The following is an 11,630-nucleotide window of genomic DNA, read 5'->3' as shown; positions in this document are numbered from 1 at the left end:
CCTATGGTTTATAAATCGGCTTTTGGGTGAAATGCTGTCGTGATCTTTCCAATCGGATCGAATTAATCTACACAACATATGAAAATATCCAGAGATGCCGCAGTAAATGAAGACCATCACAACGACCGAGGCGTTGGCCGCCTTTTGCGAAGAAGCAGCAAAACGCCCATATGTGACCGTCGATACCGAATTTTTGCGTGAACGTACGTATTATTCGAAACTTTGCCTTATCCAGATGGCCTATCAGGATGATCTGGGCGAAGACGCGGTTTTGGTCGATCCTTTGGTCGAAGGTCTGTCTTTGGAACCGATGTATGATCTGTTCCGGAACACCACCGTGGTCAAAGTGTTCCACGCCGCGCGTCAGGATTTGGAAATCTTTTTCGTGGATGCCGGTTTCATCCCGACACCTTTGTTCGACACTCAGGTTGCTGCAATGGTCTGCGGCTATGGCGAACAGGTTGGGTACGAAACACTGGTTCGTAAAATCGCAAATGCGTCGTTGGATAAATCATCGCGTTTCACGGATTGGTCGCGCCGACCACTGACAGATGCGCAGATGAAATATGCGGTCGCAGATGTGACGCACCTACGTGATATTTACGAAGTGTTGTCCAAACGTCTGGCAAAATCGGGCCGGTCCCGTTGGGTGTCCGAAGAACTGGCCGTGTTGAATGATCCGCAAACCTATGTGTCCCACCCCGAGGATGCATGGAAACGCGTGAAAACCCGCACCAATTCGGGTCGTTTTTTGGCCATTGTGCGTGAACTGGCCCGTTTCCGCGAAGGCTATGCTCAATCACGCAACATTCCCCGCAGTCGCGTTTTCAAAGACGATGCTTTGGTTGAATTGGCATCAACCAAACCAGAGACCGAAAAAGACCTGAGCCGGTCCCGACTATTGCTGCGCGAAGCCCGCAAAGGCGAAATCGCCGACGGCATTCTGACGGCGATCAAAATCGGCATGGCGGTCAAACCAGAAGACGCACCAAAACCAGATCAGAGCCGCGAAAAACTGCAGGTCAATCCAGCCTTGGCCGATCTTTTGCGCGTACTGTTGAAGGCCAAGGCAGAGACCGAAGGCGTTGCACAAAAACTGATTGCGACATCCGCTGATCTAGACGCAATCGCGGCAGGCGAACGTGATGTTAAGGCTCTAACCGGTTGGCGTCGCGAAGTTTTTGGCGAAGAAGCGTTGGAACTATGCGCAGGTAAAATTGCCCTTGCGACCAAGGGCAATGACGTCATCACGATAAAATTGTGATCTTAGCGGGTCGTTTGAAGCGACCCGTTTTGACCTTGGACCACCACACGGCGGATTTGGGCCAGATAGGCTGCATCTACGGGCGTTGCGACTGTGACCACCTGTTGGCCCGCAGATGCGCCGCGTTCCGTCACAAAGGCATATGTCGCTGTCCCGTTTTCTAAACTGACCAAAACCAGTTCGGCGTTATAGGGCTGTCCTGTGACCAGCGCGGTTGCGCGAATAATCGCGCCATTGTTCGTCCGTTCGATCGCAAGGGTGGTAATTTGATCTGCGGCAACGCGTTGATCCACGACGATGATCCCGCGATTTTCCGGAACCAATGGGCGGATCACCGTTTCTTCGGCCGTGACAATAGCGACAGGTTCGGCGCGACCAAACCAGTTCAGTGGATTAAGGCGCGATTGCGAAATGCGGGCACAGCCCGAGATGGTGATTAAAACGCAAGCTGCCAAACCGATTTGCCGCAACATGTCGTACCTCTTTTCGTCATTTGCAAAATTGGTAGACGAAACTGAACCTGTTGGAAAGCATCCTCTGGACGTTTTGGCCATAGCACCCTAAGTCCAAAGGGAAGACAAAGAAGGGACCGAGCCATGGCCACCGACGCCTTTGAAGAAATCGCAGACACCTTTGATTTTCTGGACGATTGGGAAGACCGCTATCGTCACGTGATCGATATGGGCAAAGCCATGCCGCCGCTGGATGATGCGTTCAAGGTTCCCGCGACCAAGGTTGACGGCTGCGCAAGTCAGGTTTGGATCGTGCCGCATACGGACGGCGGGACATTCACATTTGAAGGCGATAGCGACGCGATGATCGTCCGCGGTTTGATCGCGGTGTTGCACGCGCTGTATTCCGGCGTGCCTGTGGCCGAAGTTGGCAAAATCGACGCACATGCGGAATTGGGCCGTTTGGGCCTGAACGAACATTTGTCCGCACAGCGATCCAACGGTGTGCGCGCGATGATCGAACGCATCCGTCAGACCGCTGCGGCAGCTTAACGGGGTAGGGGGTCGATCTGTATCCCGATAAATTCGGCCAGTGTTGCGGTTGAAATTTCGTGGTCTTCGATCGACGGCAGACCCGAAATGCCGATCGCCGCAACAAAGCCGACGTTTTTCACGAAAATCGGAAAACCGCCGCCGTGAATCACGAAATCTTCGTAGCGCAGGCCGACGTCTGGCCATTGTTCGCGGCCTTCGGCGTTGTATTCCAGACCTGCGCGCATGGATGATTTATAAGTGCGTAGCACTGTGTTGATCTTGCGGCGGCCCCAATCCTGGTTTTCAGGCGTTGCACCCGGCAAGGTCGCAAAGAAATACCGCCGCGACGCAGACCGAATTTCGATGCTGACAGGGGCGTTCATGGCTGCGGCGCGGGCGCGCAGCGCGCAGCCCAATTCGAATGCGATGTTTTCATCAAAAGCATCCAGAACCAGACGCTTTTCTTGATCGGTAATGGCAGAAATCAGTTCACTGGACATTATAGCTCCTCCGGAATGGGGCCACGTTAATCGGTTGAAATGCAACTACAATGGGTGGATCGTATTTTGTGTCAAAACGCGTCATGCGTGTTGAATGGCGGTTTCCAATTCACCATAGCCCGTGAACCGTCGTTCATAGGCCAACCCCATCCGATCCGCGTGTTTTTGGGCCAAAGTGTCCAATTCAGGATCGTCGATTTGGGCTAGATAGACCAGTTTGTCGTAATTGCCGAAATACATGGACAATAGTTCAGGGTGTTTATCCAGCCCCAAGGGTTTCCAGACAAAGGCATCAAACTGACGCGCCAGAAAATCGGTTAGGAAAAACGCGGTGACTTCGCCGCGGGAGTCAAATTGGTCCACGCCGTCGAAAAACGCATAGCAATGCGGGCCGCGGATCATGCCGACGCCCATGTCGGCGCAAGCCATTTCCAGCAATCCGCCCGTGCCGCAATCGGCATAGGCGACAAACACGCGGTCATAGTCCGCGCGGTGTTTTTCCACGGCGGTACGGACAGCATCGGTGATGCGTTCGGGGTGATTGTGCAGGATCGCGGGCAGGCATTGAAGGTCTAGGTGGTCCAGACCATTCATGCGTTTGATCGCCAGAATTTCATGGGCCAAGGCCCCGCAGGCGATAATCAAAACACGGCCCCGCCCATTCGGGGCGAGGCCGTCATTCGTAAGTGTCTGATCGTTCAGATCAGGCATTCATTTGGTTGTGACGGCGCGCGACAAAGGTTTTCGCGGTTTCGACAGCCACGGCTGCGTCACGGCAATAGGCGTCAGCGCCGATCGCACGACCGAATTCTTCGTTCAGCGGGGCGCCGCCCACCAGAACGATGTAATCATCACGGACGCCTTGTTCGACCATCGTGTCGATCACGGTTTTCATATATGGCATGGTGGTGGTCAGCAGAGCAGACATGCCCAAGATGTCTGGCTTTTCAGCTTCCAACGCCTCTAGGTAGGACTCCACAGCGTTGTTGATGCCCAGATCGACGACTTCGAAACCTGCACCTTCCATCATCATGGAAACTAGGTTCTTGCCGATGTCGTGAATGTCGCCTTTGACGGTGCCGATCACCATTTTGCCAACGCGCGGCGCGCCAGTTTCAGCCAGCAATGGTTTCAGGATGGCCATGCCGCCCTTCATCGCGTTTGCAGCCAGCAGAACTTCGGGTACGAACAGGATACCGTCGCGGAAATCTTTGCCGACGATGGTCATGCCGCCGACCAACGCTTCGGTCAGGATGCGGTAAGGGGCCCATCCGCGTTCCAGCAGGATGTTTACGGACTCTTCGATTTCTTCTTTCAGACCGTCGTACAGGTCGTCGAACATTTGTTCGACAAGCTCTTCGTCGTTCAGGTCGGACAGGATCAGATCATCATCTTCAGACATGGCAATCGCTTTCATGCACATCGTTGTTTTATTCTAGATGCGGCCAAAGCGGCAATCGGTCTGAACCGATTGCGACTTTGGTTGTGCCGTAAACGACGGGCGAATTCGCCCGTGTCGTTTTTTATCCGCGGCGGCGGGATTTGCGGCGCTCTGGTCCGCTGTCGTCGGTGCCGTCGGATTGGGACGAAAATCCACCCAGTTTCGCGGCAATTTCATCCAGCGAAGGGCGTTCACCACGAGGGCGGGTTTCCAGCGCCTCTTTCATCGCGGCCAGATGTTCAGGCGTGGTGCCACAGCAGCCGCCGATGATGGTCGCGCCGCAATCGCGCGCTAGAACGGCATAGTCGCCCATCAGTTCAGGGGTGCCGTCATAATGGATGTGGCCGTCGTGGTATTTGGGGATGCCTGCGTTGCCTTTGGCGATGATCGGGGTTTCGGTGCCCGTCGCGGCAAAGCCCAAAACGGTGCGCAGCAGGTCGGATGCGCCAACACCGCAGTTTGCACCGAACGCCAAAGGCGGGTGATCCAGTTTGCCCACCAATTTCGCCAAATCCGCGCTGGTGATGCCCATCATGGTGCGGCCTGCGGTGTCAAACGACATGGTGCCGGCCCATGGCATGCCAGCCAGTTTCGCGGCTTCGGCGGCGGCTTTGTATTCTTCGGACGCGGAAATGGTTTCGACCCACAGCAGATCAACGCCGCCTTCTTTCAGGCCTTCGGCTTGTTCGTGGAACATCTCGACCGCCAGTTCGTGGGTCAGGCTGCCCATTGGCGCCATGATTTCACCAGTTGGGCCGACCGAACCTGCAACGATCACAGGGCGGCCTGCTTTGTCAGCCAATTCGCGGCCCAGTTCGGCGCCCGCGCGGTTCAGTTCGCGCACGCGGCCTTCGGCGCTGTGCAGTTTCAGGCGCGATGCGTTGCCGCCAAAGGTGTTCGTTAGGAACAGGTCGGACCCTGCGTCGATCGCGCCCGAATACAGCGCCTTGATCTTCTCGGGTTCGTCCACGTTCCACAGTTCGGGCGCATCACCCGAGCTAAGGCCCATGTTGAACAAATTCGTCCCGGTCGCGCCGTCGGCCAGCAGCCAGTTACGCGTTTCAAGTAGTTTGGACAGAGCGTTCGTCATGGTGGACCCCATAGATGCCAAGAATCAGATTTTGCCCCGCATTACACGGGGCATTCACTATTTAAAATGGTTATAGCCTTATGCCGTGGCCGGTAATCGGATGGACCCGCCGCACCATGGATCAAAAGCGACGTTTCGTTAGCTTTGGGCGGCAAGTTGCGCTTTGGCTTCTTTTAGAAATTCCGACATTTTTGAACGGATCGTTTGATCGTCGACCTTTCCGTTCAAATCGGCCGCCAATTTGCGATAAACGTCTTCGTCACCGACCTCTTCAAAGTCGGCTTTCACGACGTCTTTGGCGTAATCCTCGGCCTCTGTGCCAGTCTTTCCCAACAGATCTGCTGCCCAAAGGCCGATCAATTTGTTGCGTCTGGCCTCTGCTTTGAATTGCAATTCGGCGTCATGGGCAAATTTGGTCTCAAAGGCGTTTTCGCGGTCATCAAATGTGGTCATCATGGCCTCCGATCAGGGGTGAATGTCCTATTGATATGGGGACAGTGCATCTTTGTGCCAAGGTAGCGCGCCATTTGCGCATCTATTTCACGTCATATTCTTGCAGCTTTTCGGGGCTTGCCCTATACGCGGGGCCAAGACTCACGCCGCGTCACTGCGGCAATCATAGGGATTCCCGCATGGCGCGTCGCAACAAAATCTACGAAGGCAAAGCAAAGATCATCTACGAAGGTCCAGAACCAGGTACCATCGTTCAGTATTTCAAAGATGATGCGACCGCGTTCAACGCCGAAAAAAAGGCGGTGATCGAAGGCAAAGGCGTGCTGAACAACCGTCTGTCCGAATTCTTTATGACTGGTTTGCAGGCTGTGGGCATTCCAACCCACTTTATCAAACGCCTGAACATGCGCGAACAGCTGTGCCGTCAGGTTGAAATCGTCCCGTTAGAAGTCATCGTGCGCAACTATGCAGCGGGTTCCATGGCGAAACGTCTGGGATTGGAAGAGGGCATGCAACTGCCGCGTCCGATCGTTGAATTTTCGTACAAAGACGACTCTCTGGGCGATCCGCTGGTTCCCGAAGAATACATCGCGGCATTCGGCTGGGCGACACAGCAGGAACTGGACGAAATCGTATCCATGGCGCTGCGCGTTAACGATTTCCTGTCGGGCGTCATGCACGGCGTCGGCATCCGTTTGATCGATTTCAAAATCGAAATCGGCCGCGTTTGGGAAAACGATTTCCAGCGTCTGGTTGTTGCAGACGAAATCAGCCCTGACAGCTGCCGTCTGTGGGACATCGAAACCGGCCAGAAACTGGACAAAGACGTGTTCCGCCGTGATCTGGGCAACCTGACCGACGCATACACCGAAGTGGCGAAACGTTTGGGCGTTCTGCCTTCGAACGTGACCCACCCAAACAAACCTACCTTGATCAACTAAAAGGATACACCCGATGAAAGCTCGTGTGCATGTCATGCTGAAAAATGGCGTTCTGGACCCACAGGGCGAAGCTGTTCGCCATGCTTTGGGCGCGATCGGTTTCGACGGTGTCGAAGGTGTGCGTCAGGGTAAAGTGATCGAACTGGATCTGGCCGAAGGCACATCCGAAGAAACCGTAAAAGAGATGTGCGAAAAGCTGCTCGCGAATACGGTGATCGAAAGCTACACGGTGGAGCTGTCGTAATGAAAGCGGCGGTTCTTCAATTTCCGGGTTCCAACTGCGACCGCGACATGGCGGTTGCACTGGAACAGGCCGGTGCTGATGTCACCGTTGTTTGGCACAAAGACGCCGAACTGCCAAAGGTCGATCTGGTTGCAGTTCCGGGCGGTTTTTCGTTCGGTGATTACCTGCGTTGCGGCGCGATTGCAGCCCAATCGCCGGTGTGCAAAGGCCTGATCGATCACGTTCACGCAGGCGGTTATGCTTTGGGCGTGTGCAACGGTTTTCAGGTTCTGACCGAAACCCGTCTGCTGCCTGGCGCGCTGATGCGTAACGCTGGTTTGAAATTCGTGTGCAAATCCGTCGGCCTAAAGGTCGAAACCACCGATAGCGCGTTTACCTCGGCTTACTCGGACGGTCAGATCATCGACATCCCAGTTGCGCACCACGACGGCAACTATTTCTGTGACGATGAAACGCTGGCACGCCTACAAGGCGAAGGTCAGATCGCATTCACCTATACAGACAACCCAAATGGCGCACGTGCGGACATCGCTGGCGTTCTGTCGGACAACCGTCGCGTTCTTGGCATGATGCCACACCCAGAACGTGCTGTTGATGCCAACCATGGCGGCACCGATGGACAGGCGCTTTTCCGCTCTTTGCTGGACCAACTGGTCAGCGCCTGATTGAGCATTGCGTGGGGCGAGCGTAACATCGCCCCATGCGTGATAACCCCGTGAACCGTGTAAATCGTATCAAACTTGGCCGCTGGATTAACCGGCTTGCCTTTGCTTTGTTCGTGATGATTGCGGTCGGGGTGGTGTATTTCACCAACCTTTTACTGACCGAACGTTTCACCGAAAGCACCCGCAACCGCGCCGAGGTGCGGATGACGCTATATGTCGGTAACCTGATTTCCGAACTTCAGCGCAATTCTATCGTGCCGCAGTTGCTGGCGCGGGACCCGGAATTGCTGCGCGCACTGCAAGGGGCGGAATATACGCTATCCACCCAGCGGCTTTTGTCGTTTGTCGATGAAATCGGTGCTGCGTCTTTGATGCTATTGGACAAAGACGGGCGCACTGTTGCGGCCACGGATCGCAATCGTTTGGGCGAAAACCACCGCACTGATCCCTATTACGTCAATGCGCTGCGGTCTAATTCTACGATTTTCACCACAGTGCAGGGCGAATCCGGCGGATATGCGTTCGTCTATTCGCGCAGGATGGAAGATGCGGCCGGCCTTTTGGGTGTGATCACGGTCGAGGTTGACCTGCAAAAACTGGAACGCAGCTGGGCCAGTATTTCCGACGCCGTGTTTGTTGCTGACAGCGAAGGCACGATTGTGCTCACGACCGAACCGCAATGGCGCGGCATGAACGAAGGCGACGCGCTGACTGCGCTGACGCCATCCGACGCTATTGATCGTGCGTTTAGCACATTCAACCGTGACTGGGCCGTATCGCCCATTGATACCTACCTACGAGGCGAAGCCGTGATGCGCCGCGAAGCGCGCGTTCCGTTCCAAGGCTGGCGCATGGTCAGTTTCACAACCTACAGTTCCGTGCGGGAAAAGGTGAACGGCGTTCTGGCGTTGGAAATCATGGGATTTGCGATCCTGTTGGCATTGGCGTTTTGGGTGTCGTCCCGCAAATCGGCATCGCGCGTTGTTGTGTTTCAACGTGAATCGGCTGAACTGCGCGCGCTAAACATCCGCCTTCAAAGGGAAATTTCAGAGCGCCAGCGAATGGAGAAAACGCTAGAGGTCGCAGAACAATCACTGGCGCAATCGTCCAAATTGGCGGCCTTGGGTGAAATGTCAGCCGCCGTCAGTCATGAATTGAACCAACCTTTGGCCGCAATGCGCACGTATCTGGCGGGGGCAAAGCTGCTGTTGCAACGGCGCCGCGTGGACGAAGCGTTATCGTCATTTCAGCGTATCGATGATTTGATTGGCCGTATGGGCGCAATCACAAAACAGCTCAAATCCTATGCCCGCAAAGGCAAAGAGGCTTTTGAAAAGGTCGATGTGCGGGATGCTGTTTCCACCGCTTTATCGATGATGGAACCGCAGCTAAAGGCGCGTAAGATCGCGATCACGAAAACGATCCCGACCGAACCCGCCTATATCTACGGCGATCGTCTGCGGCTAGAGCAGGTGCTGATTAACCTGATGCGCAACGCATTGGACGCAACCAAAGGTGTCGATGATCCCGCTGTCGAAATTCAGCTGACTGTTGGCGACACGGTGCGTCTGATCGTGCGCGACAACGGCCCGGGTATCGAAGACCTAGAGGCGCTGTTCGAGCCGTTCTACACAACCAAACAACCGGGCGAAGGTGTGGGGCTGGGGCTCGCGATTTCGTCAGGCATTGTGAACGACCTAGGGGGTCGCCTCACCGCACATAACGGTGCAAATGGGGGGGCTGTATTTGATGTACAGCTACCTATCTATATCGAAGACGTCGAAGCAGCGGAGTAACGTAGTATGAGTAAGGCCATGAAAATCGCCATCGTCGATGACGAAAAGGACATGCGCCAGTCAATCGGACAATGGCTTGCCTTGTCCGGCTTTGATACGGAAACCTTCGCCAGTGCCGAAGATGCATTAAAAGCGCTGACCCCTGATTATCCGGGGATCGTGATTAGTGACATTCGCATGCCCGGCATGGACGGTATGCAATTTCTGCGAAAGCTAAAGGGGTTGGACAGTTCGATCCCCGTGATCATGATTACCGGTCACGGCGATGTTCCCATGGCGGTCGAAGCGATGCGGATCGGTGCGTTTGATTTTCTGGAAAAACCGTTCAACCCAGACCGCATGACCGAATTGGCCAAAAAGGCCACGGCATCGCGTAGGATGACCTTGGACGCGCGTGTTTTGCGCAAAGAATTGTCCGACGGCACCGCGTTGATGCAGAAACTGATTGGGGCGTCTCCTGTTATGGAACGCCTACGCGAAGATATTCTGGATCTGGGGCAGTCTGACGGTCACGTTCTGATCGAAGGTGAAACAGGAACCGGCAAAACGTTGATTGCTCATGCGCTGCACGCAGTCAGCGCCCGCGCGTCAAAACGGTTTGTCATCCTGTCGTGTTCTGCGTTTGATGAAGACAGCCTAAACCGCCGTTTGTTCGGGCCAGCCCAAGACGACGAACCGATCCCAGCCATGGAAGAAGCGCGCGGCGGAACGCTGGTTCTAGAAGACATTGAATCCTTGTCGGCCGCGCAGCAGTCACGCCTGATGACCGCGATCAATGAACAGGGTACACCGTCAGAGACGCGGATCATTGCGATTTGTAACCTGCAAGAGCAGGACAAAACCTGCGAAAGCGAATTGCGCGCCGATTTGTTCTATCGCCTAGCGGCCCTTCGCCTGACGGCTCCGCCTTTGCGCGCGCGGGGCGAAGATATTTTGACCCTGTTCACATCCTATAGTGATCAATTCGCTGACGAATACGGCTGCGACGCGCCCAAAGTGTCCGCGCAAGAGGCGGCCCAGCTGTTGCAAGCGCCGTGGCCGGGTAACGTCCGTCAGTTGATCAATGTGGCCGAACGCGCCGTTCTGCAATCGCGCCGCGGGTCTGGCACCATCGCATCACTGTTGATGTCCGACACCGAAGAACACGCGCCAACCATGACGACCGAAGGCAAACCGCTGAAAGAGTTCGTCGAGGCGTTTGAGCGGATGTTGATCGACAACACAATGCGCCGCCACAAGGGATCGATCGTATCGGTCATGGATGAACTGTGTTTGCCGCGTCGAACCTTGAACGAAAAAATGGCGAAATACGGCCTGCAGAGATCCGATTACCTTTGACAGGACGTGTCATCCTTTAGTTTAAAGCCCCTGATTTTGATCTGTTCTGGATTGTGTTGGGGGCTTTATGCGTTTTTTGGGATTTGCACCGTTTGTTTTTCTGATGGCCTGTGGCGGGGGCGAACGGTTGTATTTCGGCGGAAGCATAGAAGAGCCGCAGCCTGACGGCAGTTTTCTGATTAACGAAATCGCTGAAACCAAGGTTCTGGAATACGATGGCGCGGCTGCTGCCGCCTATGGTTATGGCTGGGCAGATCCCGCGACTATGGGCGGTGATCGCGGCGTTTTTGCTGTTGCTGGATATATGGACGATACGGATGTTGGGACGACCCCGACATCAGGCACCATGTCTCAATCAGCGATTTACGGCATGTACGTTGTGACAGGCGCATATCAGTCGTCATCACCGTCGGATTGGGAATACAACGAAGTCGTTGGCGCCGTAACCGTCACCGTGGATTTTGATGATCAAAGCTTTACCGCAACATCAAACAATGCACTGATTGCGATGGACGGCTATGTGAATAATGGCACGTTATCGGGGAGCGTTGTGTACAGCGACGCAAACTATGAAGCGTCCGGGTTTGTCGAAGGTTTGTTTGGCGCTGACGGCACTGTTGGTGCGTTCGATTGCGAAGGCAATAACATCATCTGTGCAGGTGCATTTGCTACGCCATAATGGCTGGTTTTTCAGTTCATTTGGGCAAACTGAAACTTATCCATTGTAATTTATCCCCAGCCGCTATTAGATAGTAGAACGTGATGGCGTCCGCATTGGCGCGGCCGACCTCCGGAAAGTTTCACTGTCTCAGGCATTTGGGTTAAACGACTCGGCCTCCGACAGAGTTGATCGGGCCCGATAATGGGCCGCAGAATTGCCCAGGCAGCGCGAGTTTATCGGACGCGCCGGGC

14 protein-coding genes are annotated in these 11,630 nt (G+C 54.9%); 8 read left to right on the top strand and 6 right to left on the bottom strand.

Features of this window, described 5'->3' with window-relative positions:
- The first annotated feature begins 106 nt into the window (after positions 1-106).
- Positions 107-1,264, top strand: coding sequence for a ribonuclease D (gene rnd, locus ACXAGA_RS15120; protein WP_475118303.1), 1,158 nt, complete (start codon positions 107-109; stop codon positions 1,262-1,264).
- A gap of 2 nt (positions 1,265-1,266) precedes the next feature.
- Here the strand turns inward: rnd and ACXAGA_RS15115 are convergent, their stop codons facing one another.
- A complete protein-coding gene (locus ACXAGA_RS15115) occupies positions 1,267-1,737 on the bottom strand; it encodes a hypothetical protein (RefSeq protein ID WP_475118302.1) in 471 nt (156 codons plus the stop codon).
- Between the two features lie 123 nt (positions 1,738-1,860).
- Between ACXAGA_RS15115 and ACXAGA_RS15110 the strand changes: the two genes are divergently transcribed.
- Entirely contained in the window at positions 1,861-2,268 is a 408-nt protein-coding gene (locus tag ACXAGA_RS15110) for a SufE family protein (RefSeq protein ID WP_475118301.1), read from the top strand.
- Here the strand turns inward: ACXAGA_RS15110 and ACXAGA_RS15105 are convergent.
- From ACXAGA_RS15105 to ACXAGA_RS15085, 5 genes are all read right to left on the bottom strand, one after another.
- Positions 2,265-2,750 (bottom strand): heme-degrading domain-containing protein, encoded by a 486-nt coding sequence (locus tag ACXAGA_RS15105; protein ID WP_475118300.1) that lies wholly within the window; start codon positions 2,748-2,750, stop codon positions 2,265-2,267. The genes ACXAGA_RS15110 and ACXAGA_RS15105 overlap by 4 nt on opposite strands.
- Positions 2,751-2,831: 81 nt before the next feature.
- Positions 2,832-3,461, bottom strand: coding sequence for a DUF1638 domain-containing protein (locus ACXAGA_RS15100; RefSeq protein WP_475118299.1), 630 nt, complete (start codon positions 3,459-3,461; stop codon positions 2,832-2,834).
- Positions 3,454-4,152, bottom strand: a complete 699-nt coding sequence (locus tag ACXAGA_RS15095; RefSeq protein WP_475118298.1) for a corrinoid protein — start codon at positions 4,150-4,152, stop codon at positions 3,454-3,456. Before ACXAGA_RS15095 ends, ACXAGA_RS15100 begins: the two co-directional genes overlap by 8 nt.
- 121 nt (positions 4,153-4,273) lie before the next feature.
- On the bottom strand, positions 4,274-5,281 hold the full coding sequence (gene bmt, locus ACXAGA_RS15090; protein WP_475118297.1) for a betaine--homocysteine S-methyltransferase: 1,008 nt from the start codon (positions 5,279-5,281) through the stop codon (positions 4,274-4,276).
- 138 nt (positions 5,282-5,419) lie between these two features.
- Positions 5,420-5,734 carry a DUF1476 domain-containing protein gene (locus ACXAGA_RS15085; protein ID WP_475118296.1) on the bottom strand — a complete coding sequence of 105 codons (315 nt, stop codon included), beginning with the start codon at positions 5,732-5,734 and terminating at the stop codon, positions 5,420-5,422.
- A gap of 179 nt (positions 5,735-5,913) precedes the next feature.
- On the opposite strand from ACXAGA_RS15085, the gene purC reads away from it, so the two are divergent.
- The 6 genes from purC to ACXAGA_RS15055 all read left to right on the top strand — a co-directional run bounded on the left by purC (position 5,914) and on the right by ACXAGA_RS15055 (position 11,397).
- The gene (gene purC / locus ACXAGA_RS15080; RefSeq protein WP_086450596.1) at positions 5,914-6,675 is read left to right on the top strand and encodes a phosphoribosylaminoimidazolesuccinocarboxamide synthase; all 762 of its coding nucleotides are present in this window, start codon (positions 5,914-5,916) and stop codon (positions 6,673-6,675) included.
- Between the two features lie 13 nt (positions 6,676-6,688).
- On the top strand, positions 6,689-6,919 hold the full coding sequence (gene purS / locus ACXAGA_RS15075) for a phosphoribosylformylglycinamidine synthase subunit PurS (RefSeq protein ID WP_086450595.1): 231 nt from the start codon (positions 6,689-6,691) through the stop codon (positions 6,917-6,919).
- On the top strand, positions 6,919-7,584 hold the full coding sequence (purQ, locus tag ACXAGA_RS15070; RefSeq protein ID WP_475118295.1) for a phosphoribosylformylglycinamidine synthase subunit PurQ: 666 nt from the start codon (positions 6,919-6,921) through the stop codon (positions 7,582-7,584). Before purS ends, purQ begins: the two co-directional genes overlap by 1 nt.
- A gap of 35 nt (positions 7,585-7,619) precedes the next feature.
- Entirely contained in the window at positions 7,620-9,380 is a 1,761-nt protein-coding gene (locus ACXAGA_RS15065) for a sensor histidine kinase (RefSeq protein WP_475118294.1), read from the top strand.
- Positions 9,381-9,386: 6 nt separating this feature from the next.
- Entirely contained in the window at positions 9,387-10,718 is a 1,332-nt protein-coding gene (locus ACXAGA_RS15060) for a sigma-54-dependent transcriptional regulator (RefSeq protein ID WP_086450592.1), read from the top strand.
- Positions 10,719-10,785: 67 nt separating this feature from the next.
- The gene (locus tag ACXAGA_RS15055) at positions 10,786-11,397 is read left to right on the top strand and encodes a hypothetical protein (protein ID WP_475118293.1); all 612 of its coding nucleotides are present in this window, start codon (positions 10,786-10,788) and stop codon (positions 11,395-11,397) included.
- Positions 11,398-11,630 lie beyond the last annotated feature (233 nt).

Source organism: Marivivens sp. ABH4_498 (assembly GCF_056160585.1).
The sequence above is the reverse complement of the archived record's forward strand: the minus strand, read 5'-3'. Positions and strand labels throughout refer to the sequence as shown.

What these genes read in the sequence shown, in the direction of transcription:
- rnd (WP_475118303.1), top strand. Translation starts at nt 107, where the DNA reads ATGAAGACCATCACAACGACCGAGGCGTTGGCCGCCTTTTGCGAAGAA.
- ACXAGA_RS15115 (WP_475118302.1), bottom strand. Translation starts at nt 1,737, where the DNA reads ATGTTGCGGCAAATCGGTTTGGCAGCTTGCGTTTTAATCACCATCTCG.
- ACXAGA_RS15110 (WP_475118301.1), top strand. Translation starts at nt 1,861, where the DNA reads ATGGCCACCGACGCCTTTGAAGAAATCGCAGACACCTTTGATTTTCTG.
- ACXAGA_RS15105 (WP_475118300.1), bottom strand. Translation starts at nt 2,750, where the DNA reads ATGTCCAGTGAACTGATTTCTGCCATTACCGATCAAGAAAAGCGTCTG.
- ACXAGA_RS15100 (WP_475118299.1), bottom strand. Translation starts at nt 3,461, where the DNA reads ATGCCTGATCTGAACGATCAGACACTTACGAATGACGGCCTCGCCCCG.
- ACXAGA_RS15095 (WP_475118298.1), bottom strand. Translation starts at nt 4,152, where the DNA reads ATGTCTGAAGATGATGATCTGATCCTGTCCGACCTGAACGACGAAGAG.
- bmt (WP_475118297.1), bottom strand. Translation starts at nt 5,281, where the DNA reads ATGACGAACGCTCTGTCCAAACTACTTGAAACGCGTAACTGGCTGCTG.
- ACXAGA_RS15085 (WP_475118296.1), bottom strand. Translation starts at nt 5,734, where the DNA reads ATGACCACATTTGATGACCGCGAAAACGCCTTTGAGACCAAATTTGCC.
- purC (WP_086450596.1), top strand. Translation starts at nt 5,914, where the DNA reads ATGGCGCGTCGCAACAAAATCTACGAAGGCAAAGCAAAGATCATCTAC.
- purS (WP_086450595.1), top strand. Translation starts at nt 6,689, where the DNA reads ATGAAAGCTCGTGTGCATGTCATGCTGAAAAATGGCGTTCTGGACCCA.
- purQ (WP_475118295.1), top strand. Translation starts at nt 6,919, where the DNA reads ATGAAAGCGGCGGTTCTTCAATTTCCGGGTTCCAACTGCGACCGCGAC.
- ACXAGA_RS15065 (WP_475118294.1), top strand. Translation starts at nt 7,620, where the DNA reads ATGCGTGATAACCCCGTGAACCGTGTAAATCGTATCAAACTTGGCCGC.
- ACXAGA_RS15060 (WP_086450592.1), top strand. Translation starts at nt 9,387, where the DNA reads ATGAGTAAGGCCATGAAAATCGCCATCGTCGATGACGAAAAGGACATG.
- ACXAGA_RS15055 (WP_475118293.1), top strand. Translation starts at nt 10,786, where the DNA reads ATGCGTTTTTTGGGATTTGCACCGTTTGTTTTTCTGATGGCCTGTGGC.